Origin of the sequence: Micromonospora antibiotica (assembly GCF_017599305.1) — a bacterium.
Lineage (GTDB): Bacteria > Actinomycetota > Actinomycetes > Mycobacteriales > Micromonosporaceae > Micromonospora > Micromonospora antibiotica.
This window is the reverse complement of the sequence record NZ_JAGFWR010000007.1, coordinates 123,418-146,604: the sequence shown is the minus strand read 5'-3', so window position 1 is coordinate 146,604 and position 23,187 is coordinate 123,418. Positions and strand designations below refer to the sequence as shown.

The 23,187-nt window shown below is 73.2% G+C and carries 21 protein-coding genes and 1 pseudogene; 8 read left to right on the top strand and 14 right to left on the bottom strand.

What is annotated here, in order from left to right; genetic code table 11:
- Positions 1–12: 12 nt before the first annotated feature.
- Complete coding sequence (locus JQN83_RS15150) at positions 13–1,197, top strand: homogentisate 1,2-dioxygenase (RefSeq protein WP_208567782.1); 1,185 nt, start codon at positions 13–15, stop codon at positions 1,195–1,197.
- 1,257 nt (positions 1,198–2,454) lie between these two features.
- Here JQN83_RS15150 and JQN83_RS34440 read toward each other — a convergent pair.
- The 4 genes and pseudogenes from JQN83_RS34440 to JQN83_RS15130 form a co-directional block, all read right to left on the bottom strand.
- Positions 2,455–2,688, bottom strand: a pseudogene (locus tag JQN83_RS34440) (tetratricopeptide repeat protein); the annotation flags it as partial.
- Between the two features lie 7 nt (positions 2,689–2,695).
- Positions 2,696–3,178 (bottom strand): 2-C-methyl-D-erythritol 2,4-cyclodiphosphate synthase, encoded by a 483-nt coding sequence (gene ispF, locus JQN83_RS15140; RefSeq protein WP_208567781.1) that lies wholly within the window; start codon positions 3,176–3,178, stop codon positions 2,696–2,698.
- Positions 3,179–3,194: 16 nt separating this feature from the next.
- Positions 3,195–3,890: a 2-C-methyl-D-erythritol 4-phosphate cytidylyltransferase gene (ispD, locus tag JQN83_RS15135; protein ID WP_208567780.1), complete on the bottom strand. Its 696-nt coding sequence runs from the start codon at positions 3,888–3,890 to the stop codon at positions 3,195–3,197.
- Positions 3,891–3,944: 54 nt separating this feature from the next.
- Positions 3,945–4,430, bottom strand: a complete 486-nt coding sequence (locus tag JQN83_RS15130) for a CarD family transcriptional regulator (RefSeq protein WP_013288937.1) — start codon at positions 4,428–4,430, stop codon at positions 3,945–3,947.
- 328 nt (positions 4,431–4,758) lie between these two features.
- Between JQN83_RS15130 and JQN83_RS15125 the strand changes: the two genes are divergently transcribed.
- Positions 4,759–5,490 carry a hypothetical protein gene (locus tag JQN83_RS15125; RefSeq protein WP_208567779.1) on the top strand — a complete coding sequence of 244 codons (732 nt, stop codon included), beginning with the start codon at positions 4,759–4,761 and terminating at the stop codon, positions 5,488–5,490.
- Positions 5,491–5,565: 75 nt separating this feature from the next.
- On the opposite strand, the gene JQN83_RS15120 is transcribed toward JQN83_RS15125, so the two are convergent.
- The 4 genes from JQN83_RS15120 to JQN83_RS15105 all read right to left on the bottom strand — a co-directional run bounded on the left by JQN83_RS15120 (position 5,566) and on the right by JQN83_RS15105 (position 9,422).
- A complete protein-coding gene (locus JQN83_RS15120; RefSeq protein WP_208567778.1) occupies positions 5,566–6,129 on the bottom strand; it encodes a hypothetical protein in 564 nt (187 codons plus the stop codon).
- Positions 6,130–6,332: 203 nt separating this feature from the next.
- Positions 6,333–7,394, bottom strand: a complete 1,062-nt coding sequence (locus tag JQN83_RS15115) for a type III polyketide synthase (RefSeq protein ID WP_208567777.1) — start codon at positions 7,392–7,394, stop codon at positions 6,333–6,335.
- Between the two features lie 58 nt (positions 7,395–7,452).
- Positions 7,453–8,619: an acyl-CoA dehydrogenase family protein gene (locus JQN83_RS15110; protein WP_208567776.1), complete on the bottom strand. Its 1,167-nt coding sequence runs from the start codon at positions 8,617–8,619 to the stop codon at positions 7,453–7,455.
- A 44-nt stretch (positions 8,620–8,663) separates the two neighbouring features.
- Positions 8,664–9,422, bottom strand: coding sequence for a class I SAM-dependent methyltransferase (locus JQN83_RS15105; RefSeq protein WP_208567775.1), 759 nt, complete (start codon positions 9,420–9,422; stop codon positions 8,664–8,666).
- A gap of 46 nt (positions 9,423–9,468) precedes the next feature.
- Here JQN83_RS15105 and JQN83_RS15100 point away from each other — a divergent pair, with 46 nt between their 5' ends.
- The 4 genes from JQN83_RS15100 to disA all read left to right on the top strand — a co-directional run bounded on the left by JQN83_RS15100 (position 9,469) and on the right by disA (position 14,098).
- Complete coding sequence (locus JQN83_RS15100) at positions 9,469–10,308, top strand: UbiA family prenyltransferase (RefSeq protein ID WP_208567774.1); 840 nt, start codon at positions 9,469–9,471, stop codon at positions 10,306–10,308.
- 142 nt (positions 10,309–10,450) lie between these two features.
- On the top strand, positions 10,451–11,236 hold the full coding sequence (locus tag JQN83_RS15095) for a copper chaperone PCu(A)C (RefSeq protein ID WP_208567773.1): 786 nt from the start codon (positions 10,451–10,453) through the stop codon (positions 11,234–11,236).
- A gap of 86 nt (positions 11,237–11,322) precedes the next feature.
- Positions 11,323–12,774, top strand: a complete 1,452-nt coding sequence (gene radA / locus JQN83_RS15090) for a DNA repair protein RadA (RefSeq protein WP_208567772.1) — start codon at positions 11,323–11,325, stop codon at positions 12,772–12,774.
- A 142-nt stretch (positions 12,775–12,916) separates the two neighbouring features.
- Positions 12,917–14,098 carry a DNA integrity scanning diadenylate cyclase DisA gene (gene disA, locus JQN83_RS15085; RefSeq protein WP_208567771.1) on the top strand — a complete coding sequence of 394 codons (1,182 nt, stop codon included), beginning with the start codon at positions 12,917–12,919 and terminating at the stop codon, positions 14,096–14,098.
- Positions 14,099–14,154: 56 nt separating this feature from the next.
- Here the strand turns inward: disA and JQN83_RS15080 are convergent, their stop codons facing one another.
- From JQN83_RS15080 to JQN83_RS15070, 3 genes are all read right to left on the bottom strand, one after another.
- On the bottom strand, positions 14,155–14,883 hold the full coding sequence (locus JQN83_RS15080; protein WP_208567770.1) for an RAD23 family protein: 729 nt from the start codon (positions 14,881–14,883) through the stop codon (positions 14,155–14,157).
- Between the two features lie 120 nt (positions 14,884–15,003).
- A complete protein-coding gene (locus JQN83_RS15075; RefSeq protein ID WP_208567769.1) occupies positions 15,004–15,567 on the bottom strand; it encodes a peptide deformylase in 564 nt (187 codons plus the stop codon).
- A 162-nt stretch (positions 15,568–15,729) separates the two neighbouring features.
- Entirely contained in the window at positions 15,730–16,242 is a 513-nt protein-coding gene (locus JQN83_RS15070; protein ID WP_208567768.1) for a glycine cleavage system transcriptional repressor, read from the bottom strand.
- Between the two features lie 96 nt (positions 16,243–16,338).
- On the opposite strand from JQN83_RS15070, the gene JQN83_RS15065 reads away from it, so the two are divergent.
- Positions 16,339–17,244 carry an HhH-GPD family protein gene (locus JQN83_RS15065; protein WP_208567767.1) on the top strand — a complete coding sequence of 302 codons (906 nt, stop codon included), beginning with the start codon at positions 16,339–16,341 and terminating at the stop codon, positions 17,242–17,244.
- A 112-nt stretch (positions 17,245–17,356) separates the two neighbouring features.
- On the opposite strand, the gene JQN83_RS15060 is transcribed toward JQN83_RS15065, so the two are convergent.
- The 3 genes from JQN83_RS15060 to lysS form a co-directional block, all read right to left on the bottom strand.
- Positions 17,357–19,882 (bottom strand): ATP-dependent Clp protease ATP-binding subunit, encoded by a 2,526-nt coding sequence (locus JQN83_RS15060; RefSeq protein ID WP_208567766.1) that lies wholly within the window; start codon positions 19,880–19,882, stop codon positions 17,357–17,359.
- A 506-nt stretch (positions 19,883–20,388) separates the two neighbouring features.
- The gene (locus JQN83_RS15055) at positions 20,389–20,733 is read right to left on the bottom strand and encodes a histone-like nucleoid-structuring protein Lsr2 (RefSeq protein ID WP_168222573.1); all 345 of its coding nucleotides are present in this window, start codon (positions 20,731–20,733) and stop codon (positions 20,389–20,391) included.
- Positions 20,734–20,845: 112 nt separating this feature from the next.
- Entirely contained in the window at positions 20,846–22,354 is a 1,509-nt protein-coding gene (lysS, locus tag JQN83_RS15050) for a lysine--tRNA ligase (RefSeq protein WP_208567765.1), read from the bottom strand.
- Between the two features lie 92 nt (positions 22,355–22,446).
- On the opposite strand from lysS, the gene JQN83_RS15045 reads away from it, so the two are divergent.
- Positions 22,447–23,187, top strand: coding sequence for a class I SAM-dependent methyltransferase (locus tag JQN83_RS15045; RefSeq protein ID WP_208567764.1), 741 nt, complete (start codon positions 22,447–22,449; stop codon positions 23,185–23,187).

Genomic DNA, 23,187 nt, shown 5'->3' with positions numbered 1-23,187 from the left:
ACGGGAGGCGACATGCCGTACTACCGCAGCGTCGGCGAGGTGCCCCGTAAGCGGCACACCCAGTTCCGCCAGCCCGACGGCACCCTCTACACCGAGGAGCTGATGGGTCAGGAGGGCTTCTCCGCCGACTCGTCCCTGCTCTACCACCGGCACCCGCCGACCGCGATCGTCGCCGCCGAGGCGTTCACCCCGCCCGGGTACACCCGGCTGCCCAACCACCCGCTCAAGCCGCGCCACCTGCAGACCCACAAGCTCGACGGCTCGGGAGCCGACCCGGTGCTCGGCCGGCGTCACCTGCTCGCCAACGACGACGTCCGGATCGGGTACGCGCTGGCCGACCGGCCGTCCCCGCTCTACCGCAACGCCACCGGCGACGAGTGCCTCTACGTCGAGGCGGGCACCCTGCGGTTGGAGTCCACCTTCGGCGCGCTCGACCTGGTCGCCGGCGACTACGTGGTCGTCCCCACCTCGACGGTCCACCGGCTGGTCCCCACCGGCGACACCCCGGTCCGGCTGCTGACCATCGAGGCCACCGGACACATCGGCCCACCCAAGCGCTACCTGTCGGTACGCGGCCAGTTCCTGGAACACTCCCCCTACTGCGAGCGGGACGTCCGGGGGCCGGACGCGCCCCTGCTGGTCGACGACACCGACGTGGAGGTGCTGGTCCGCCACCGGGCCCGGACGGCCACCGGCACCGCCTGGACCCGGCACGTCTACGCCCACCACCCGTTCGACGTGGTCGGCTGGGACGGCCACCAGTACCCGTGGGCGTTCTCCATCCACGACTTCGAGCCGATCACCGGCCGCCTCCACCAGCCGCCGCCGGTGCACCAGACCTTCCAGGGCCCCAACTTCGTGATCTGCTCGTTCGTGCCCCGCAAGGTCGACTACCACCCGGATGCGATCCCGGTGCCCTACCACCACCACAACGTCGACTCCGACGAGATGCTCTTCTACACCGGCGGCAACTACGAGGCCCGGCGCGGCTCCGGCATCGGGCAGGGCTCGATCTCGCTGCACCCGTCCGGCTTCACCCACGGCCCGCAGCCCGGCGCGGCGGAACGCTCGATCGGCGTCGACTTCTTCGACGAACTGGCCGTCATGGTCGACACCTTCCGTCCCCTCGACCTCTGCGACGCCGCCGTCGAGTGCGAGGACCCGGGCTACGCCTGGACCTGGAACCGCCAGCCCTGACCCGCCGGGTGCCGCGAGCAGGCACCGCTGAGCAGCGGCCTTCCCGGCGCGTCGGGTCGCCCAGCCGTCGCCGGTCGGAGGTGGGGCGCGAGGCTAGGCGACGCCCGCACGGGTGGCGGCGATCAGCGTCGCCGGCACCGCGAGGGCGATCGCGAGCACCAGCGGCCACGGGCTGCCCACCAGGGCGAACAGCAGGAGCAGGGCCGGCCCGGCCGGGACGGCGTACACGGCGAACGCCAACGCGCGGTCCTCGCGGCGCAGCGCCGGCAGGACCACCCGACCCAGCTCGGGCACCCGCCGGGACAGCTGCCAGGCCAGCAGCGCGCCACCGGCCGCCGCCAGCACCGCCACCACCCGGCTCGCCCCCGCCCCGCCGGCGGCCAGGAACGCGAGCAGCAGGCTGGCGACCAGCGACCAGCCGCTGCCGACCAGGACGAGCCGGCGCAGCCCGGTCCACAGCGGCAGCTTCTCCGCCCGCGCCGGCTGCACCGGTGCCAACGCGGCCACCTGCTCCAACGCCAGCACCCAGCGCCGCCGCTCCAACCGCAGCACCCCCGGGTCGTGTCGCGCCTCGGCCAGCTCCGGATCGAGCCGTAACGCCTCCCGGTAGGCCCGTTCGGCCAGGTCGAACAACTCCAGCCGGCCGGCGACCAGGGCCAGCACCAGGTGCGCCTGCGGCTCGTCGGGGGCCAGCTCCACCCCACGCCAGGCCGCGTTCAGCGCCGGCTGGCCGTTGCGCGCCTCGGCCAGGATCGCCGCCGCGCTCCGCTGGGCGTACGCGTCGGTCGGCCCGGCCGCCAGGATCCGATCGGCGGTACGCGCCGACTCGGCGTACTCCCCCAGGTCGGCGAGGGCGATCGCCCGGACGACCAGTGCGGCGGCCGGCACCCTCGCCGGGGCCTCCCCCGACGGGCCGGATTCGCCGGCCGGGGCGGGTGCACCGGCCGGGCCGGGGAAGGAGGGTGCGCCCGGCTGGTCGGAGCCGAGAGGCGGTGCGGGCCGGTCCGGCGACGATCCGGACGAGTCGGGCAACGTCGGAGGGCCCGCCTGTCCCGGCGCCGCCCATGATCCGGTAGGGCCCGCCGGCACCGGCCCACCCGACCGGTCAGCCGGGCCCGAGGGCACAGCCGGGCCTGGGGACACGGACGGGCCCGGAGACACGGACGGGCCTGGAGACACGGGCGGGCCCGGGGGCACAGCCGGACCAGGCGGCACAGCCGGGCCCGGGGGCACAGGCGGGTGCGGCGGTCCGGGGAGCGGTGGGGTGTCGGGGCGGGGTGGGGCGATCGCCGCGTCGGCGGCGGCGAGCGCCTCGCCGGGGCGGCCAGCGGCGAGGTGCAGCCGGGCCAGCAGCGTCAGCGCGGCCGGGTCGGCGGGGGCCAGGGCGAGCGCGAAGCCCAACTCCTCGGTGGCCTCGTCGTGGCGGCCCAGCTCGGCGAGGAGCTGGGCCCGCTGCCGGTAGCCGTCGAGGGGCGACTCGTCGTCGGTCATCGTGGCCCTACCCGGCCGCCGCGTCATAGACCAGGGCCACCGCGATACCGGCGAGGCCCTCGCCGCGCCCGGTGAAACCGAGGCCGTCGCTGGTGGCGGCGGTGACGGTGACCGGTGCGCCGACCGCTGCGGAGAGCACCCGCTGCGCCTCGTCGCGCCGTGGCCCGATCCGGGGCCGGTTGCCGACGACCTGCACCGAGACGTTGCCGATCGCGTACCCGGCGGCGCGGACCCGACGGGCGGACTCGGTGAGCAGCGCAACCCCGGAGGCGGCGGCCCACTCCGGCTCGGCCACCCCGAAGTTCGCCCCGAGGTCACCGAGCCCGGCGGCGGAGAGCAGCGCGTTGCAGGCGGCGTGCGCGACCACGTCGGCGTCGGAGTGCCCGGCCAGGCCGTCCTCACCGGGCCAGTGCAGGCCGGCCAGCCAGCACGGCCGGCCGGCGGCGAAGGCGTGGATGTCGGTGCCGACGGCGACCCGGGGAACGATCATGGATCGAGGGTACGCGTCAGTGGCCGGCGGCCAGCAGGTGCTCGGCCAGGGTCAGGTCGAACGGGCGGGTGACTTTCAGCGCGTACTCGGAGCCGGGGACGCAGAACACCGGTACGCCCTGCTGCTCGACCAGTCCGGCGTCGTCGGTGAGCGGGTCACCGGCGGCGGCGTGTGCGGCGGCGAGCACCTCCCGGCGGAACCCCTGCGGGGTCTGCACGGCCCGCAGGGCGGACCTGTCGACGGTGGCGAGGACGACGCCGGCAGCGTCCACCTGCTTGATCGTGTCGCTGACGGGGAGGACCGGGATCACCGCGTCGTGCCCGGCCCGGACTGCTGCCGCCACCGCCTCGACGAGCGCGGGTGGGGTGAGCGCCCGCGCCGCATCGTGCACCAGCACGATGTCGGGGCCGGACGGCACCGCCGCCAGTGCGTTCGCCACCGACGCCTGGCGTTCGGCACCGCCCGCCACCACCAGGACCGGGGCGACCGGGGTCAGCAACTGCCGGACGGCATCGACCTCGGTGGCCGGCGCGGCGACGACGACGGTGTGCACCGACGGGGCGGCGGCGATCCGGCGTACCACGTGCACCAACAGGGGTTCACCGCCGAGGAGCCGGAGCGCCTTGGGACCGCCCGGACCGAGGCGTACCCCGGCACCGGCCGCAGGAACGAGGACCGCGACGTCACCGCGCGGATTGAGCTGCGCGGTCACGTCGCGGTCCTCGGGAATTCTTCGCTGCGGGGTGGGTACGACGATGCGGTCGGATCAGGCCTCGGTGAGGACCTTGTCGAGCAGCGTCTCCGCCTCGTCCTTGGTGCTCTTCTCGGCCAGCGCGACCTCGCCGACGAGAATGTCGCGGGCCTTGGCGAGCATGCGCTTCTCACCCGCGGAAAGGCCCCGCTCCCGCTCCCGACGCCACAGGTCGCGGACGACCTCGGCGACCTTCAGCGGGTTGCCGGAGGCCAGCTTTTCCAGATTCGCCTTGTAACGCCGCGACCAGTTGGTCGGCTCTTCGGTGTGCGGTGCACGGAGCACGTCGAAGACCTTTCCCAGGCCCTCTTCGCCGACCACCTCGCGCACACCCACGATCTCGGCGTTCTCGGCGGGCACCCGGACCGTCAGGTCACCCTGTGCGACCCTGAGGACCAGGTATTCCCTGGGCTCACCCTTGATGACCCGAGTCTCGATTGCCTCGATGAGTGCGGCCCCGTGGTGGGGGTAAACAACGGTCTCGCCGACGCTGAAAACCATAGGTTCGAAACCCCTTTCGCTGTGTCTAGGGTAACACGCTCAGGCACCAATGTCCCGCTGCCGTCCTGACCGTTGGCGCAGCTCAGGGGCCCTGTGAGAGGTGTTGCTTCGGCTTGACAGGCGGCCAAACCAGTGATTCAAACACGCTCCGTGAGCAGCGGATGACAACCCGGTACGGGTGATCGGAGCGTGGATTTCTCGGGCTATGCGCTCTTCCCATGGTAGCCCGCAGGCGTCCGGACCGCCCAGGTCTAGCGGCAGGAGGGTCCGTGCGGGACGCTGGAGGGGTACCGCACACCGCTCGCCGCACCGCTTACCGGGGGGTCCGATGGGCAAGCCCGACGCCGAGGGACAGGGTCCGTCCGAGGAACTGCCCGACCTGCCGCCGGAGTGGGGCCGGGTGGTCGTGCCGGACGACGCGTCGGCGCTGGCCGAGGAGGCCGCCCAGCTCCGTCGCGAGCTGCGCCGACGCACCTCGGCCACCCGGTGGCGACGCCGGCTGGGGCTGACCGCCCGCCCCGACGGCCGGCCACCGCTCGGGCTGCCCCTGCTGTTGCTGCTGGTGGCGGTGCTCGCCACCAGCGTCGGCCTGGTCACCGTCACCTGGCCCCGGTCGTCGCGGGGCACCGACCGCCCGACCGTCCTGCCGCAGTCGGCCACCCCGGCACCCCTGGTCGGGCGGTCGCTGCCCGCGCTGGACCTGGTCGACGTCGACCAGACACCGGTGCCGCTGCGCGGCCTGCTGCCCGCGATGATCGTTCTGGTGGACGGCTGCGCGTGTGCCGCGCAGGTGGCCGCCGCCGCCAGCGCGGCACCCGACGGCGTGCAGGTGGTCACCGTCGCCGGCGGACGTGAGGTGACGCCCGCCCCGCCGGTCGGCGGTCCGGTCCGCGCCCTCGCCGACCCCGCCGGGGAACTACGCGCCGCGCTGCACCTGACCGCCCGGCCCGACACCGCCCCGGCCCTGCTGGTGGACCGGGCCGGCACGGTGGTCCGGGTGCTGCCCGAGCTGGGTGCCGCCGCCGACTACCGGAACGACCTGGTCCGGCTCGCCGGCTGACCCGGGGCCGCCCGCCCAGGACCCGGGGCTGCCCGGAACCCGGGGCCTCTGCCGGCGGCACGTCGACCGGCCCGCTCAGGGCAGCGCGACGACCTGCGCCTCCAACTCGACCGAGCCGGGGCCCACCGCCGAGAACTCCAACCGGGTGCCACCCAGCGGGCCGGTCAGCTCCCAGGCGACCAGCTCGCCGTCGCAGTCCGCCTGCCGGCGCTGCGGCGGATCGTCGTGCAGCACCGAGACCAGCAGCGTCCCGTCGCCCGAGCAGCGGTACTGGAACAGGTGCCGTGCGCCGTCGGGGGCCGACTCCCGCAGGACCGGCGCCCGGCCGGACACCAGGGTCATCCGCTCCCGCCACATGGTGTCGGTGAACGTCGGCAGCCCCACGTCCGGGTCACCGGAGGAGCCGGGCAGCTCGGTCGAGCCCAGCACCCGCCCGGTGCGGCTGTCGAGCACCACCACCCGCCGGGTGGCCTCCGCGAGGGCCGACGGTGCCGGGGACACCGTCCCCGCCGACCCGACCGGGTCGACCGCAGGGGCGGCGGCCGACCACCACCAGCCGCCCCCGACCAGGGCGAACAGGGCCGCGCCGGCCAGCACCGCACCGCGCAGCCGATCACTGCCGCCCCTTTCGACCCCCACCCGGCGAGGGTAACCAGGAGCCGACGACGACGCTTGGCGCAGCGCCGATCGCCACCCTCCCCGACCAGGTCATCTGCCCACCCGCCGGCCCCCGGGCCAGCCGTCCGCCGGCCCGGGGTGCCGGACCCGCTGGGCTCGCCGGGGCGGCACCGGCCACCCCGGGACCGGGGTTCCGGACCGGGGCGCGGCACAGGGCCTGCGGGTCAGGGTCGGCGTTCGAGGAGGGCGGCGTAGAGGGTCAGCCCCGGGCCGAAGGCGAGCAGTACGACCCACCGGGGCGGCACCACCGCCCGCAACAGCCGGTCCAGGATCAGCAACACCGTCGGCGACGAGCAGTTGCCGTGCTCGTCGAGGACCGCCCGGGAGGCCGCCAGCGCGTCGGCGGGCAGGGTCAGTTCCCGCTCCACCACGTTGAGGATGCGCGGCCCGCCCGGGTGCACCGCCCAGCCGTCCACCTCGGCGATCGTCGTGCCGTGCCGGGTCAGCAGACCGTCCACCAGCCCCCGGACGTGCGCCGAGAGCACCTGCGGCACCTTCGGCGACAGGCCCATCCGGAAACCGGTGTCGGTGACGTCCCAGGTCATGTGGTCGGCCGTCGAGGTGTCGGTGACCGAGGCGACCTCGCGCAGCGCGTACCCCCGGTCGGTGGTTTCGGTCCCCGGGACCAGCACGGTGGCCACCGCCGCGTCGGAGAACAGGGCGTGCGAGACGATCTGCTGGGTGTCCATCCGGGCCGACGCCGGCTGGATGTGCAGGCTGGTCAGCTCGGCACAGAGCAGCAGCGCCGGCCGGCCCCGCGCGGTGACGAAGTCGCCCGCCGCACCCAACCCGGGCAGGGCCGCGTAACAGCCCATGTGCCCGACGAACATCCGCTGGGTCTCCGCAGCCATGCCGAGGTCACGGGCGAGGAGGATGTCCAGCCCGGGGGTGGCGTAACCGGTGCAGGAGCAGACCACGAACAGCCCGAGGTCGCCCGCCGCGAGGCCGGCGTCGGTCAACGCCCGGCCGATCGCCTCCTTGCCCAACGGCAGCGCCTCCACCTGGTAGCGCCGCATCCGCCGGTCGGTCGGCCAGTCGGAGACGTCCTCCAGCAAAGGGTTGACCGCCGCCTGCCGGTGCGACACCCCCGAGTTGGCGAAGATCCGCTCGGCCAGGGCCCGGGTGGGACCCGAGAAGTGCGCCGCGAAATAGCCAGCCCAGAGTTCGTCCTGCCGGGCGCCGGGCGGATGTGCCGCCCCCAGCCCCGCGATCAACGGCACGGCCATCTGTCCCCACCTCTCGTCCACACTGCCCGTCCGGCGGCCACGCCGACCTCCGTCACCCTCACCAACGAGGGGCAGTTCCGTCGCGGTCCGGGTCACCCCCGAGCACCGCCACCCCGAGCCAGTCGGCGCACACGTCCGACGTCGCCGGATGCAGCGAGCCGCAGCGGGCGTCCCGGTAGAGCCGTTCCAGCGGGTGCCCCCGCCGGGTGGCCGAGGTGCCGGCCGCCTCCAGCATGGACGCCGCCACCTCCGCCGCCGTGGTGCCGGCGAGCAGCTTGGCCCGCCACACCCACCGGTTCGTCTCGGCGTCGCCGGGGGCGTCGTCGACCCGGCGGGCCGCCTCGGCCACCACCAGCTGCGCCGCCGCCACCGCCGCGTCGGCCCGGCCGAGCCGGGCCCGCACCGCCGGCAGGCCACCGAGGTCCCGCGCGGTGAGGTGCTCGGCGGCGGCGTCCACCGCCGCCCGGGCCACCCCCACGTAGACGGCGGCGTAGCTGGCCACCAGCCAGTGCGGCATGAGCTGGGCGACGACCAGGGCCAGCCCCTCCACCCCACCGAGCAACCGGTCCGTCGGCACCGTCACGTCCAGGTGCAGATCGTGCGACGAGGTGGCCCGCATGCCCAGCGCGTCCCAGGTCGGCTCCACGGTCACCCCGTCCCCGGCGGGCACCAGGAACTGGGAGACCACCGACGGGTCGGCGGCGCTGCGGGCGGCCACCAGGTAACCGTCGGCGTGCCCGGCCCCGGAGCAGAACGTCTTGCTCCCCTTGATCCGCCAGCCGCCGTCGACCGGCTCGTAGACCGTGCTGAGCCGGGACAACCGGGCCCCCGCGCCGCGCTCGCTCATCGCCACCGCGTACCAGGCGCCCTCGGCCGCCGCGCGCAGCAGCCGGTCCCGGGCGACCAACGCCTCGTCCGGGACGCCCAGCGCCTCGGCCAGTTCCTCGGTGACCGCGCCGAGCGCGCCGGTGACCGAGGCGTGCATGTTGAACACCAGCGCGGTCGCGCCGTTGCCCCGGGCCAGCTCGGTGGCGACCGCCGCGTACCCGGCGAAGGAGGCGTCCGCGCCGCCCAGCCCGGCCGGGACCATCAGCCCGAACAGCCCGGACTCCCGCAGGTCGGCGAAGTCGTCGGCCGGGAACGTGCCGTCCCGGTCGTGCCCGGCCGCCCGCGCGGCGAACCTCGGCGCCAACCGGCGGGCCGCCGCCAGAGCGTCCACAGTCATACGGTCCCCTTCCTGGGTGTTCCTGGTACCCCGAACCGGGGCGGCTAGCCGTGTCGGACCCCCCGACCCTGGTAGAGCACCGCCGTCGACCAGGTCGGACGGATCGCGGGCCCGTCGTGGGAGACGTCGCGGGCGGCACCCCCACGGGTACGCCGCACCAGCCAGCCCAGCGTCGCCCGCAGCCCCGGCCGGACCCCCCGTACCCGCAGGGCGACGCCGTGTCTGGCGCACTCGACGACCAGCGCCCGGTCGTCCACGAACAACCGTGGGTCGTGGATGCCCCGGGGCACGGTGGGCAGGCGTTCACCCAGCTCCACCGCGACCAGCCGGGCCAGCAGCGTGTCGTTGAGGGTGTCCAGCACGAGCAGTCCACCGGGGCGCAGCAGGCGGCACGCCTCGGCGACCGCCGCCCGCCAGTCGGGCACGTGCTCCAGCACCTCACCGGCCGCGACCACGTCGGCGCACCCGTCGGTGAGCGGCACCGCCGTGACGTCACCGGCGAGCGCGGTGACGCCGTGCGCCGCCGCCTGCTCCAGGGCCGACCGGGTGAGGTCCACCCCGACGTGCCGGTAGCCCTTGCCCACCAGGTGCGGGGCCATCAGCCCGGCACCGCAGCCCAGGTCGACCAGGACCGCGTCGGGCCGGGACGCCGGTGGCACCAGGGCGGCGCGGGCCCGGGCCAGCCAGTGCAGCATCGCGAAGGCGCCGTCGGGCCGCCACCACTCGCCGGCCAGGTCGTCGTACTGGCGGGGGTCGTTGGGGGGCAGCACCCGGGCACCGTTGGACACCGGACCGTCACGCATGGCATCGAGCGTGGCACGACCGGCCGGTAACGACCAGACTTCCCTTATGTCGCGGACGGTGTTAGGGCTGGTCAGGGCGAGTCATCCGGAACCCGGCCTCGCGGTGACCACGGTGGCCGGACTACTCGCCGTCGGGGTCGGCCACCGTCCGTCCGGGACGGTGGCCGTGGTGCTCACCGTGCTGGCCAGTCAGCTCGCCGTCGGCTGGACCAACGACGCGGTGGACGCCGGGCGGGACGCCACGGTGGGGCGTACCGACAAACCGGTCGCCGCCGGGGCGGTGGGCCGCCGGACGGTGGTGGTGGCCGCCGTGCTGGCCGCGCTCGCCACCCCGCTGCTGGCGCTGACCACCAACCCGGTCGCCGCGTTCTGGTTCACCCTCGGCCTGGTGTCGGCGCTGCTCTACGACTGGCCGCTAAAGTCCACCCCGGTCTCGGTGCTGCCGTACGCGGTCTCCTTCGGCTCGCTGCCCGCCTTCGTGGTCCTCGCCCTGCCGGGTGCCCCCGCGCCACCGGCCTGGCTGGTCGTCGCGGGGGCCTGCCTGGGTGCCGGCGCGCACTTCGCCAACGTGCTGCCCGACCTGGCCGACGACGCCCGTACCGGGGTGCGCGGGTTACCGCACCTGCTCGGCGCCACCGGGAGCCGGCTGGCCGCCGCCGGGCTGTTGTTCGCCGCCACCGTCGCCCTGGTCCTCGGGCCACCCGGGCCACCGTCGTGGGTCGGCTGGTCGGCCGTCGCGGCGGCCGTCGCGGTGCCGGCCGTCGGCTGGGACGCGGGCCGCGCCGCCACCCGCCGCGACGGCCGCTCGGTGGCCGCCTTCCGGGCGGTGCTGGTGGTGGCCCTGATCGATGTGGTGCTGCTGGTGGCGAGCGGTCGGGTGATCTGAGCGGCACCCGCCCGGGTGGCGGCACCGGGTCCGTGTGCGGTCCTCGATCAGCCCCAACTACCCTGGAGCGCGGTCTGCGCGGGTATGACCACCCCGCGCCCGGGGCATGCACCGGGTGGGGATCGTGACGAGGAGGACCGACGTGACGCGCTCGATCAGGGGTTCCCGGCGGGCCACCCTGCTGCTGGTCGGCCTGGCGGGGGCGACCGCCCTGCTGGCCACGGGCTGCGGGGCGGGCCAGGTGTCCGAGACCGCCAACAAGCAGCCGTCGGTCCAGGGTGTGAACGTCCAGACGTCGGACAACGCCTACAAGGTGCGCGGCCTCTACGTCGCGTACCCGGGTGACAGCGGCCTCGCCGCCGGGGCGAACGCCGCGCTCAACGCGGTGATCTACAACGACACCCGGGACCCGGTCACCGTCACCGTCACCACCGACAGCGCCCGGCAGATCGTGCTCACCGGGGCCACCGGCTCGGCCAGCCCTTCCGGTTCCGCCTCCCCGGCCGAGAGCGCCTCGCCGTCGGGCAGCGCCTCCCCGGCGGAGACCACCTCCCCGGACGGCAACGCCTCCCCGTCCGAGGGAGCCTCCCCGTCGGAAGGTGCTTCCCCGTCCGAGGGAGCCTCCCCGTCCGAGAGTGCCTCCCCGTCCGCGCCCGCCGGTCAGCCGGCCCGGATCGAGATCCCGGCGCTGAGCTACGTGCAGCTCAACGTGCAGAACGGCCAGCACCTCCAGCTCATCGGGATCAACGAGGCGCTGCGCACCGGCCAGCAGGTCAACCTGACCTTCGACTTCGGCGGCGGTCGTACCGTCAGCACCCCGGTCCCGGTCGGGGTGCCGCTGAGCCCGGCGCCCCCGGCCTCCCCGATCGTGCACCGCGAGGGTGGCGAGGAGAGCGGCCAGGAGGGCAGCTCCGGCCACGGCGGCTGACCCCGCGAGCGAGACACCGGCACCGCCGGCGTGGCGACGGCCACGCCGGCGGTGTTTTCGTCACCGGTGAGGGTTAGCGTCCTGGGGTGACCACCCCCCGATCGACTCCCGCCCGTGGCGCGTCCGGCGCGTCCCGGAGCCGGGCCGCCCGTGAGCCCCGCCCCGCCTACGCGTGCGACGCCTGCGGCCACCAGCCACCCAAGTGGGTGGGCCGCTGCCCGGAGTGTGGCGAGTGGGGTTCGGTGGTCGAGTGCACGGTCACCGGCCCGGTCGTCTCCGGTCGGGTGGTCAGCTCCCGGATGCCGGCCGAGCCGGCCCGACCGATCGCCACGATCAGTGCCGCCCCGGCGCGGGCCCGACCCACCGGGGTCAGCGAACTCGACCGGGTCCTCGGCGGCGGCCTGGTCCCCGGCGCGGTGGTCCTGCTCGCCGGGGAGCCCGGGGTGGGCAAGTCCACCCTGCTGCTCGACGTGGCGCAGCAGTGGGCGGCCACCGCCGGCAGCCCGTCGCTGGTGGTCAGCGGCGAGGAGTCGGTCAGCCAGGTCCGGCTGCGCGCCGAGCGGATGGGGGCCCTGCACGAGCAGCTCTGGCTGGCCGCCGAGAGCGACCTGAGCGCCGTGCTGGGCCACCTCGACGCGGTCAAGCCGGGCCTGCTGGTCCTCGACTCGGTGCAGACCATCTCCACCACCGGCAGCGAAGGGGTGCAGGGCGGGGTGACCCAGGTGCGGGCCGTCACCGCCGCCCTCGTCGCGGTCGCCAAGGAACGCGGCATCGCCACCGTGCTGGTCGGCCACGTCACCAAGGACGGTCAGGTCGCCGGCCCCCGCGTGCTGGAACACCTGGTCGACGTGGTGCTGCACTTCGAGGGCGACAAGCACTCCTCGCTGCGGATGGTCCGGGGCGTCAAGAACCGGTTCGGCGCGGCCGACGAGGTCGGCTGCTTCGAGATGCACGAGGGGGGCATCAGCAGCCTGGCCGACCCGTCCGGGCTTTTCCTCACCCGCTATTCCGAGCCCGTCCCGGGCACCTGCGTCACGGTGGCGATGGAGGGGCGGCGGGCGCTGCTGACCGAGGTGCAGGCACTGATCGGCGCTACGGTGGCCGGCTCGCCCCGGCGTACGGTCTCGGGGCTCGACGGGGCCCGGTTGGCGATGGTGCTGGCGGTGCTGCAACGCCGCACCGAGCGGCTGACCCTGCACGACCGGGAGGTCTTCGCGGCCACCGTCGGCGGGATCCGGGTGGTCGAGCCGGCCGCCGATCTCGCGGTCGCGCTGGCGGTCGCCTCCGGCGGGCTCAACCTGTCCATCGCGCCCCACCTGGTGGCGATCGGCGAGGTCGGGTTGACCGGTGAGGTGCGCCGGGTCGGCGCGGTCCCCCGGCGACTCGCCGAGGCGGCCCGGCTGGGCTTCCGGACGGCCCTCGTCCCCACCGGATGCGGCCCCGAGAGCACCGGCGCCGGCCCGGACACCATGCGGGTGATCGAGGTCACGGATGTCCGGTCGGCGCTCCAGGCGGTCGCCCGCGCATCCGCCGAGTGACGGACGGTGGCCAAGCGCCGGGGACCGGTCAGGCCATACCGGACAACGCCCGCCAGGTCAGGCGGGTGGGAAAATCCGACGCCGTGGCACATCACAGTAACCACGAGAGCACCCACCGCAGGGCAGTCCGTAGACTGTGCGCGTGCCGACCGACCGCGACGCCGCCAAGCCTGCCGGCGCGACGCCCCACACCCGCGCCGCCGCCGTGGGCTCACCCACCCGTCCGATCAGCGTGAGCGTGGCCGGGGCCACCGGCAGCGCCGGTGATCCGCTGCGGGCCAACCTCGCCCTGATGGCACCCGGTACCGCGTTGCGCGACGGGCTCGAACGCATCCTGCGCGGTCGTACGGGCGCACTGATCGTCCTCGGCTACGACAAGGTCGTCGACGGGATCTGCACCGGTGGCTTCCCGATGGACGTCGAGTTCTCCGCGACCCGGGTCCGGGAGCTGTGCAAGATGGACGGCGCGGTGGTGCTGTCCAGCGACGGCACCCGGATCGTGCAGGCCGGGGTGCACCTGATGCCCGACCCGTCCATCCCCACCGAGGAGTCCGGCACCCGGCACCGCACCGCGGAGCGGGTGGCCCGGCAGACCGGCTACCCGGTCATCTCGGTCAGCCAGTCGATGCGGATCATCAGCCTCTACGTCAACGGGCAACGGCACGTCCTGGACGACTCGGCGGCGATCCTCTCCCGGGCCAACCAGGCCCTGGCCACCCTGGAGCGCTACAAGCTCCGCCTCGACGAGGTCTCCGGCACCCTGTCCGCGCTGGAGATCGAGGACCTGGTCACCGTCCGGGACGCCGTCGCCGTCGTACAGCGGCTGGAGATGGTCCGCCGGATCGCCGACGAGATCGCCGGTTACGTGGTCGAGCTGGGCACCGACGGCCGCCTGCTCGCCCTGCAACTCGACGAGCTGATGGCCGGCGTCGACGCCGACCGCACTTTGGTCATCCGCGACTACCTGCCCACCGGCCGCAAGTCGCGCACCCTCGACGAGGCTCTCGTCGAGTTGGACCTGCTCGGCGCGACCGAGCTGATCGACCTGGTCGCGGTCGCCAAGGCGATCGGTTACCCGGCCGCCTCCGACGCGCTCGACGCGGCGGTCAGCCCCCGCGGGTTCCGGTTGCTGGCCAAGGTGCCCCGACTGCCGGTGGCCATCGTCGACCGGCTGGTGCTGCACTTCGGCAGCCTCCAACGGCTGCTCGGGGCCACCGTGGAGGATCTCCAGGCCGTCGAGGGGGTCGGTGACGCGCGGGCCCGGGGCGTACGGGAGGGGCTGTCCCGGTTGGCCGAGGCGTCCATCCTGGAACGCTACGTCTGACCGGGGTGGGCCACCGGGGCTGACCGGCTCGTCGGTGCCGGTCGGCACCTCCGGGATCAGCCGGTGACGACCAGCTTGACCGGCTCGCTCAGCTTGGTGCCCACCCGCGCGAAGACCTGGTAGGTGCCGGCCGGCGGGTTGGGGCCCGAGGCCACCCCCTGGCTGCAGCGGCTGGCGTCCATGCCGTTCCAGGTGAGCTGGTAGGTCCGTTCGAAGCCGGGGGTGAAGGACTGCACGTCGGAGCCCTTGCCGGTGCCGCAGGTGTCCGAGGACCAGACCTTCTCCGCGCCGGACTTGATGAACAACTCCTGCACGTCCGCACCGACGTCCCGGCTACAGGTCCGCTGGGACGTGTTTTTGATCTTGAGGGTCAGGTCGACCGGTGCACCCTGGCGCACCTCGGCCGGAAGCGCCACCGGGGTCACCTGGACCTCACTGTTGGTGCAGGTGCCGTCGTCCGCCCGGGCCGCATTCGTCGGCGCAGGCGGATCGGCCGACGGCGCGCTGTTCGTGCCCGGCTCGGCGCTCGACGCGGCCGACGAGTCCGGCGCACCGGCCGCACCCGACGGCGACGCGGACCCGGGGGCCGGCGACGCGACCGTCGGGGAGGCCCCGCCCGCCGCCGGGGCCGACGTCGGACCCCCGGCACCCCGTGTGGTGCCGGTGTCCCCCGATCGGGTGCACGAATAGAGCAGGACAACCAGGAAGAGAAGCCCCGCTCCGAGTACGACGGCGCGACGCCGCCAGTACACGGCGGAGGGCAGGGGACCGACCGTCAGACGCATGATGCCCCCACCGTAGCGGCGTGACGCACGAGGACCGACCACGACTCGCCGGGCATCGGCCGGCGGCAGGGAAACCACACTCCACCCACGACAGTCACCCGGAATCCGACCCGACCCGCGTCACAGGTAGACCTTGCGCTGATACACCGCGTGCGCGCTGGCCACCCGGTTCAGGAAGAGCAGCCCGGCGCAGTGGTCGATCTCGTGTTGCAGGGCACGGGCCTCGAAGCCGTCGGTGACCAGCCGGACCAACGCGCCGCTGCCGGGCAACGCCCCCTCGACCACCAACCGGCTGGCCCGCTTCACGTCACCGGTCAGATCCGGCACCGACATGCAGCCCTCCCGGCCCGGCTTCCAACGGCTCGCCTCCACCACCCGGGCGTTGCAGAGCACGAACGTGCCGTGCACCGTCACCGCCTTGGGATGACCGGTCACATCCACCGCGAACACCTGCGCACCCACCCCGACCTGCGGTGCCGCCAACCCGACACAGCCAGGCGACACCCGCATCGTGGCCACCAGGTCGGCGGCCAGCCGGACGGTCTCCTCGGTGGTCGGGTCGACCTGCGGTCCCGGCCGGCTCAGCACCGGCTCGGGGGCGCACACCACCCGACGCACCTCCCCCGGCACCCCCAACGCCGCCGGAGTCCAGCCACCAAGCCCGACGTACGGTTCCTCACCCACGGTGCCACCTCGGTTCGCTGCTGCGCAGCCCAGACACCCCGCTCACAGCACCAGCCCGCGTTCGCGACTGCGGGGCTCGCAAAACCCGCTCACTCCTCGCGCTCACAGCACCCACCCGCGTTCGCGACTGCGGGGCTCGCAAACCCCGCTCACTCCTCGCGCTCACAGGAGGTCCGGGTCGGCGGGGCGCAGGGAGAATCCGACACCCAGGTCGGCGGCGACCCCGGCGAGTCGGACGGCCAGGTCGTCGGCGCTGCCCGGCGGCAGGTCCACCTCGGCCACCACCACGTAGAGCGGACCGGCCAACCGGGTGGAAAGATCCGTCACGTTGCCGCCGCTCTCGGCGACCACCCGGGTCATCGCCGCCACGATGCCCATCCGGTCCGCGCCGTGCACCGCCAGCACGTACGGCTCACCCGCCGGAGCCGTCGTACCGTCCGGGGTGACCGCGCGTACGGTGGCCAGGAGTTGGCCGTCGGCGGCCAGCGGCGTCAGGGCGGCCTCGACCTCGGCGGCGGCCGGGCCGACACAGATCAACGTCATCGCGAAGTGACCGCGCAACCGGGTCATGGTCGAGTCGGTGAGGTTCGCGCCGAGCCGGGCGAGCACCTCGGCCACGTCGGCCACGATGCCGGGCCGGTCCCGACCGATGACGGTGATCGCGAGCTCGCTCATCCGGGCATTCTGCCCGATCCGCCCGGCGGTCCGGTGACGCCCCGCCCGGCCCGCCCAATCAGCGGGAAGGCATCGCGTGACATCATCGTCGGCGCGATGACTGAACCGACCTTCACCACCCTGGTCAGCCGGTGGTACGAGCAGAACGCCCGCGACCTGCCCTGGCGGACGCCCGGCATCGGCGCCTGGCCGATCCTGGTCAGCGAGGTCATGCTCCAGCAGACGCCGGTGGTGCGCGTCCTGCCCGCCTGGCACGCCTGGCTCACCCGCTGGCCCGATCCCGCCGCCCTCGCCGCCGACACCCCGGCCGAGGCGATCCGGATGTGGGGTCGCCTCGGCTACCCCCGCCGGGCGGTACGGCTGCGCGAGTGCGCGGTGGCGATCGTGGAGCGGCACGGCGGGCGGGTGCCCGACCAACTGGACCAGTTGCTGGCGTTGCCCGGCATCGGGACGTACACGGCGCGGGCGGTCGCCGCGTTCGCCTACGGTCAGCGGCACCCGGTGGTCGACACGAATGTCCGGCGGGTCGTCTCCCGGGCCGTCGCCGGTGCACCGGATGCCGGCCCGGCCACCACCCCGGCCGACCTGGTCGCCTGCGCGGAGCTGCTGCCGGTCGAACCGGCCGCCGCGGCCCTGGCCAGCGCCGCCTTCATGGAACTCGGTGCGATCGTCTGCACCGCCCGTTCACCGCGTTGTCCGGCCTGCCCGGTCGAGTCGGTCTGCGCCTGGCGGGCCTCCGGCCAGCCAGCGCCCACCGGGCCGACCCGCAAGACCCAGCGGTACGCGGGCACCGACCGTCAGGTGCGCGGGCTGCTGCTCGGGGTGCTCCGGGACGCCACCGGTCCGGTGCCGCACCAGCGGCTCGACCAGGTGTGGCACGACGACGTGCAACGGGCCCGGGCACTCGCCGCGCTGGTCAAGGACGGCATGGTGGAGCCGGTCGGCGAGGAGCATTTCCGGCTCATCGGGGATGGTCCCGCCACCCAACCGATTCCCGGCTGACCCGCCCCCACCGGGGCTGCGCTGGCCGACGGCAGGCAGAAAGGGCGACGGCCCGGTGGCTCGCGCCACCGGGCCGTCGCCCTCGTGCTCTGTCCTACCGAACCGTCAGGTCCTACTCACCGGCGGTGGCGGCGCCACCCAGGTCGGCCGGGACGGCGTCCGGCACCTCGGCCGGGCGGTCCGAGCCGTGGAAGACCAACTTCGACTTCTCGATGTCCTCCGGGTCCCCCTCGCAGTCCACCACCACGATCTGACCGGGGGTCAGCTCGTTGAACAGGATCCGCTCGGAGAGGTTGTCCTCGATGTCGCGCTGGATCGTCCGACGCAGCGGACGGGCCCCCAGCACCGGGTCGAAGCCCTTCTTGGACAGGTACTTCTTGGCGTTGTCGGTCAGCTCCAGACCCATGTCCTTGTTGCGGAGCTGGCCCTCGATCCGCTGGATCATGATGTCCACGATCGAGAGGATCTCGTTCTGCCGCAGCTGGTGGAAGACGATGGTGTCGTCGATCCGGTTGAGGAACTCGGGCCGGAAGTGCTGCTTCAGCTCGTCGTTGACCTTCTGCTTCATCCGGTCGTAGGTGGACTCGGAGTCCTCCGACTGCTGGAAGCCCAACGACACCGCCTTGGCGACGTCCCGGGTGCCCAGGTTGGTGGTCAGGATGATGACCGTGTTCTTGAAGTCCACGATCCGACCCTGGCCGTCGGTGAGCCGGCCGTCCTCCAGGATCTGCAGCAGGGTGTTGAACACGTCCGGGTGGGCCTTCTCGATCTCGTCGAAGAGCACCACCGAGAACGGCCGACGACGGACCTTCTCGGTCAGCTGGCCACCCTCGTCGTAGCCGACGTAGCCGGGAGGGGCCCCGACCAGGCGGGAGACCGTGTAGCGGTCGTGGAACTCGGACATGTCCAGCTGGATCAGCGCGTCCTCGCTGCCGAACAGGAACTCGGCGAGCGCCTTGGACAGCTCGGTCTTACCCACACCGGACGGGCCGGCGAAGATGAACGAGCCGGACGGCCGCTTCGGGTCCTTCAGGCCGGCCCGGGTACGCCGGATCGCCTTCGAGACCGCCTTGACCGCGTCCTCCTGGCCGATGACGCGCTTGTGCAGCTCGTCTTCCATCCGCAGCAGCCGGGAGGTCTCCTCCTCGGTCAGCTTGTAGACCGGGATACCGGTCCAGTTGCCGAGAACCTCGGCGATCTGCTCGTCGTCGACCTCGCTGACGACGTCCAGGTCACCGGCCTTCCACTCCTTCTCCCGCTGCGCCTTCTGCCCCAGGAGCTGCTTCTCCTTGTCCCGCAGCTGGGCGGCCCGCTCGAAGTCCTGCGCGTCGATCGCGGACTCCTTGTCGCGGCGTACCTGGGCGATCCGCTCGTCGAAGTCACGCAGGTCTGGCGGCGCGGTCATCCGGCGGATGCGCATCCGGGCCCCGGCCTCGTCGATCAGGTCGATCGCCTTGTCCGGCAGGAACCGGTCGGAGATGTACCTGTCGGCCAGCGTCGCGGCAGCCACCAGGGCGGCGTCCGTGATCGAGACGCGGTGGTGCGCCTCGTAGCGGTCCCGCAGGCCCTTGAGGATCTCGATGGTGTGGGCCAGCGACGGCTCACCCACCTGGATCGGCTGGAAACGACGCTCCAGCGCGGCGTCCTTCTCCAGGTGCTTGCGGTATTCGTCGAGGGTGGTCGCGCCGATGGTCTGGAGCTCACCACGGGCCAGCATCGGCTTGAGGATGCTCGCCGCGTCGATCGCGCCCTCGGCGGCACCCGCACCGACCAAGGTGTGAATCTCGTCGATGAACAGGATGATGTCGCCCCGGGTGCGGATCTCCTTGAGCACCTTCTTGAGGCGCTCCTCGAAGTCACCCCGGTAGCGGGAGCCAGCGACCAGGGCACCGAGGTCGAGGGTGTAGAGCTGCTTGTCCTTGAGCGTCTCGGGCACCTCGCCCTTGATGATCTTCTGGGACAGGCCCTCCACCACGGCGGTCTTGCCGACGCCGGGCTCACCGATCAGGACCGGGTTGTTCTTGGTGCGGCGGGACAGCACCTGCATGACCCGCTCGATCTCCTTCTCGCGCCCGATCACCGGGTCGAGCTTGCCCTCACGGGCAGCCTGAGTCAGGTTACGACCGAACTGGTCCAGCACGAGGCTGGTCGACGGGGCGGCCTCGCCCGGCGCGGTGCCGGCGGCGGCCGGCTCCTTGCCCTGGTAGCCGGAGAGGAGCTGGATCACCTGCTGGCGGACCCGGTTGAGGTCGGCGCCCAGCTTCACCAGCACCTGGGCGGCGACGCCCTCACCCTCGCGGATCAGCCCGAGCAGGATGTGCTCCGTGCCGATGTAGTTGTGGCCGAGCTGCAGCGCCTCGCGCAGGGACAGCTCCAGCACCTTTTTGGCCCGGGGCGTGAACGGGATGTGCCCGCTCGGCGCCTGCTGGCCCTGGCCGATGATCTCCTCGACCTGCTGACGGACGCCCTCCAGGGAGATGCCGAGGCTCTCCAGGGCCTTGGCGGCGACGCCCTCACCCTCGTGGATCAGGCCCAGCAGGATGTGCTCCGTACCGATGTAGTTGTGGTTGAGCATCCGGGCCTCTTCTTGGGCCAGGACGACAACCCGTCGCGCTCGGTCGGTGAACCGCTCGAACATGCCCTCGTGCTCCTCACGTGCCGTGCGCCTCGACTGCGAGATCTTGGCGGGGCCGGTGCGCGGACGTCCGGGACGGGCGTCCGCACCTCCTTACTCTATCGCCGCTGACCGACTCCGCTGAGGTCGTGTCTCCTCGTACCGAGCCGTTCCGACGTCGTTTTGACCAACCATCCGCGCTCAGGAGGTGTTCCGGCACCCCAGCCTGTACGCGCAGAGCGAAATTCACCCGGGGTGCGCAACGCCCTCCGGGGGGTTCCGTGGGTCATCCACAGGCTGTGGACGAAGTCTCCACCGCCTGTGGACAACGCCTGCGGACCCGGAGAACTTCCCGCCCCACACCACCCACAGCCCCACCCACCGGCCCCCGCCGGCGGGTGACGTCGGCCGGGCCCGACGGCCACCGGGCTGCTGCCCCCCAGACGGCGACGCCGGCCGAGGGGTGCCCCGAGACGGCGACGCCGGCCCGGAGGGGTGCTCCGGCCCGGCGTCGGTTCGCCACTGACAGCTCAGCGGGTCGCGTGGTACTCGTCGACGATCTCCTGCGGGATACGACCCCGGTCGGAGATGTCCTTGCCGTTCTTCTTGGCCCACGACCGGATCGCCTTGTTCTGCTCGCGGTCGGCGGTCGCGCCGCCCCGGCCCCGGGCGGCCCGGCCACCCACGACCACGCCGCCCCGGCCGACCCGGGTGCCGGCAGCCACGTACGGCGCGAAAACGTCCCGCAATTTGTCGGCGTTGGAGTTCGACAGGTCGATCTCGTACTGAACGCCGTCGAGGGCGAACTTGACGGTCTCGTCCGCGTCCCCGCCGTCCAGGTCATCGACCAGCTTGTGAATGATCTGCTTGGCCACGTCCCACATTCCTTTCGAGCAGGGTGCTCCTGCAATAGGAGCACGATAACCCCCCCGACGCTTGCCGCGTCAATAGGACGCCGTAACGACCCGGCAAAGGTCTCACCGGAGGCTACTCGGGGCGGACCAAGGGGAAGAGGATGGTTTCCCGAATTCCCAGCCCCGTCAGCGCCATCAACAGCCGGTCGATTCCCATTCCCATACCCCCGGCCGGCGGCATTCCGTACTCGATCGCCCGGAGAAAGTCCTCGTCCAGCCGCATGGCCTCGTCGTCGCCCCGGGCACCGAGCTGCGCCTGCGTCACCAGCCGCTCCCGCTGCACCACCGGGTCCACCAGCTCCGTGTACGCGGTGCCCAGCTCGAAACCGAGCACGTAGAGGTCCCACTTCTCGGCCAGGCCGGGCTCGGTGCGGTGACCCCGGGTCAACGGGCTGGTCTCCTCCGGGTAGTCCCGTACGAAGGTCGGCGCCTGGAGGCTCGGCACCACCAGTTCCTCGAACAACTCCTCGGCCAGCTTGCCCGGCCCCCACTTCGGGTCGACCGCGAGCCCCACCTTGTCGGCGTACTCCACCAGGCGGGTCCGGTCGGTGCGGACCGTGACCTCCTCGCCGAGCGCCTCGGAAAGCGCCCCGAACAGGGTCACCGACCGCCACTCGCCACCCAGGTCGAACTCCCGACCGTCGGCGTGGGTCACCGTCGTCGAGCCGCTGACCGCCACCGCTGCCTGCTGCACGAGATTACGGGTCAACGCCGCCATCGTGTCGTAGTCGCCGTACGCCTGGTAGGTCTCCAGCATCGCGAACTCCGGCGAGTGCGACGAGTCGACTCCCTCATTGCGGAAGTTGCGGTTGATCTCGAACACCCGGTCGACCCCGCCGACCACGGCGCGCTTGAGAAACAGTTCCGGCGCGATTCGCAGATACAGATCAGTACCGAGCGCATTGCTGTGGGTCACGAATGGGCGGGCCGCCGCGCCGCCGTGCAGCAACTGGAGCATCGGCGTCTCGACCTCGATGAATCCCTGACCGTGCAACGAGTCACGCAGGCTGCGTACCGCCGCGGCCCGGGTCCGGACCATCTGCCGGGCCTGCGGACGGACCACCAGGTCCACGTAACGCTGCCGGACCCGGGCCTCCTCGCTCAGCGGCTTGTGCGCCACCGGCAACGGGCGCAGCGCCTTGGCGGTGACCGCCCACTCGTCGGCCAGCACCGACAGCTCACCGCGCCGGCTGGTGATCACCTCGCCGGTGACACCCACGTGGTCACCCAGGTCGACCAGGCGCTTCCAGGCGTCCAGCCGCTCCGCGCCGACCCGGTCCAGGGAGAGCATCGCCTGCAACTCGGTGCCGTCGCCGTCGCGCAGGGTGGCGAAGCAGAGCTTGCCGGTGTTCCGTACGAAGATCACCCGGCCGGTGACCGAGATCCGGTCCCCGGTCGCGGTGTCGGTGGGCAGCTCGGCGTACCGCTCGCGCACCTCGGCCAGGGTGCTGGTCCGGGGGTAGCCGACGGGGTACGGGTCGATGCCCTCGGCGAGCATCCGGTCCCGCTTCTCCCGGCGGACCTTCATCTGCTCGGGAAGGTCGTCGGCGGGGTCCACTGGCACGGCGTTCTGCTCGGTCACGGCACGCTTCCTCGGCTAAGGGAGTTTCGACTGGGTCAGCCCATGAGCGTACTCATGCCCCCGAGCGGCCGTTACGGGATAACCTGCCCGGCATGGTCGAGCACACCCGGGCACGGTCCTTCGGTACGGTCGCCGCCGACTACGACCGGTTTCGACCCGGTTATCCGGCCGAGGCGCTGCGCTGGGCGCTGGCCGGCGCGGGTGCGGTCGCCAGCGTGGTCGACCTGGGTGCCGGCACCGGCCTGCTCACCCGTGACCTGCGGGCCCTCGGCCACCGGGTCACTCCGGTCGAACCCGACGCGGCGATGCGGGCCCGGCTCGACACGGCCGTCCCCGGGACCACCGCCCTCGCCGGCTGCGCCGAGGCGGTCCCGCTGCCCGACGCGAGCGCCGACGCGGTGCTGGTCGGCCAGGCCTACCACTGGTTCGACCGGGAACGCGCGCACGTCGAGATCGCCCGGGTCCTCCGGCCGGACGGCATCTTCGCCCCGATCTGGAACATCCGGGACGAAACGGTCGGCTGGGTGGCCGAGCTGGGGAGGATCGCCCAGATGGGGGAGAACGTCAGCGACCTGACCGTGAAGGTGACCACCTTCGGTGCGGCCTTCGGCCCGGTCGAGCTGGGCCGGTTCACCCACCGGACGACCGTCACCTCCGACGAGGTCCTCGGGCTGTTGCGTACCCGCTCACACTGGTTGGTCGCCGCCCCGCAGCAGCGGCAACGGCTGGAGCGGGACCTGCGCGAGCTGTTCGCCACCCACCCCGACCTGGCCGGCCGGGAGACCGTCGAGCTGCCGTACCAGACGCTGGTCTTCCGGGCCCGGCGGCGGTGA

Coding starts and splice junctions, on each gene's coding strand:
- JQN83_RS15150 (WP_208567782.1), top strand. CDS start 13: ATGCCGTACTACCGCAGCGTCGGCGAGGTGCCCCGTAAGCGGCACACC.
- ispF (WP_208567781.1), bottom strand. CDS start 3,178: ATGATCGTTCCCCGGGTCGCCGTCGGCACCGACATCCACGCCTTCGCC.
- JQN83_RS15130 (WP_013288937.1), bottom strand. CDS start 4,430: ATGGTTTTCAGCGTCGGCGAGACCGTTGTTTACCCCCACCACGGGGCC.
- JQN83_RS15125 (WP_208567779.1), top strand. CDS start 4,759: ATGGGCAAGCCCGACGCCGAGGGACAGGGTCCGTCCGAGGAACTGCCC.
- JQN83_RS15115 (WP_208567777.1), bottom strand. CDS start 7,394: ATGGCCGTGCCGTTGATCGCGGGGCTGGGGGCGGCACATCCGCCCGGC.
- JQN83_RS15110 (WP_208567776.1), bottom strand. CDS start 8,619: ATGACTGTGGACGCTCTGGCGGCGGCCCGCCGGTTGGCGCCGAGGTTC.
- JQN83_RS15105 (WP_208567775.1), bottom strand. CDS start 9,422: ATGCGTGACGGTCCGGTGTCCAACGGTGCCCGGGTGCTGCCCCCCAAC.
- JQN83_RS15100 (WP_208567774.1), top strand. CDS start 9,469: ATGTCGCGGACGGTGTTAGGGCTGGTCAGGGCGAGTCATCCGGAACCC.
- JQN83_RS15080 (WP_208567770.1), bottom strand. CDS start 14,883: ATGCGTCTGACGGTCGGTCCCCTGCCCTCCGCCGTGTACTGGCGGCGT.
- JQN83_RS15070 (WP_208567768.1), bottom strand. CDS start 16,242: ATGAGCGAGCTCGCGATCACCGTCATCGGTCGGGACCGGCCCGGCATC.
- JQN83_RS15065 (WP_208567767.1), top strand. CDS start 16,339: ATGACTGAACCGACCTTCACCACCCTGGTCAGCCGGTGGTACGAGCAG.
- JQN83_RS15060 (WP_208567766.1), bottom strand. CDS start 19,882: ATGTTCGAGCGGTTCACCGACCGAGCGCGACGGGTTGTCGTCCTGGCC.
- JQN83_RS15045 (WP_208567764.1), top strand. CDS start 22,447: ATGGTCGAGCACACCCGGGCACGGTCCTTCGGTACGGTCGCCGCCGAC.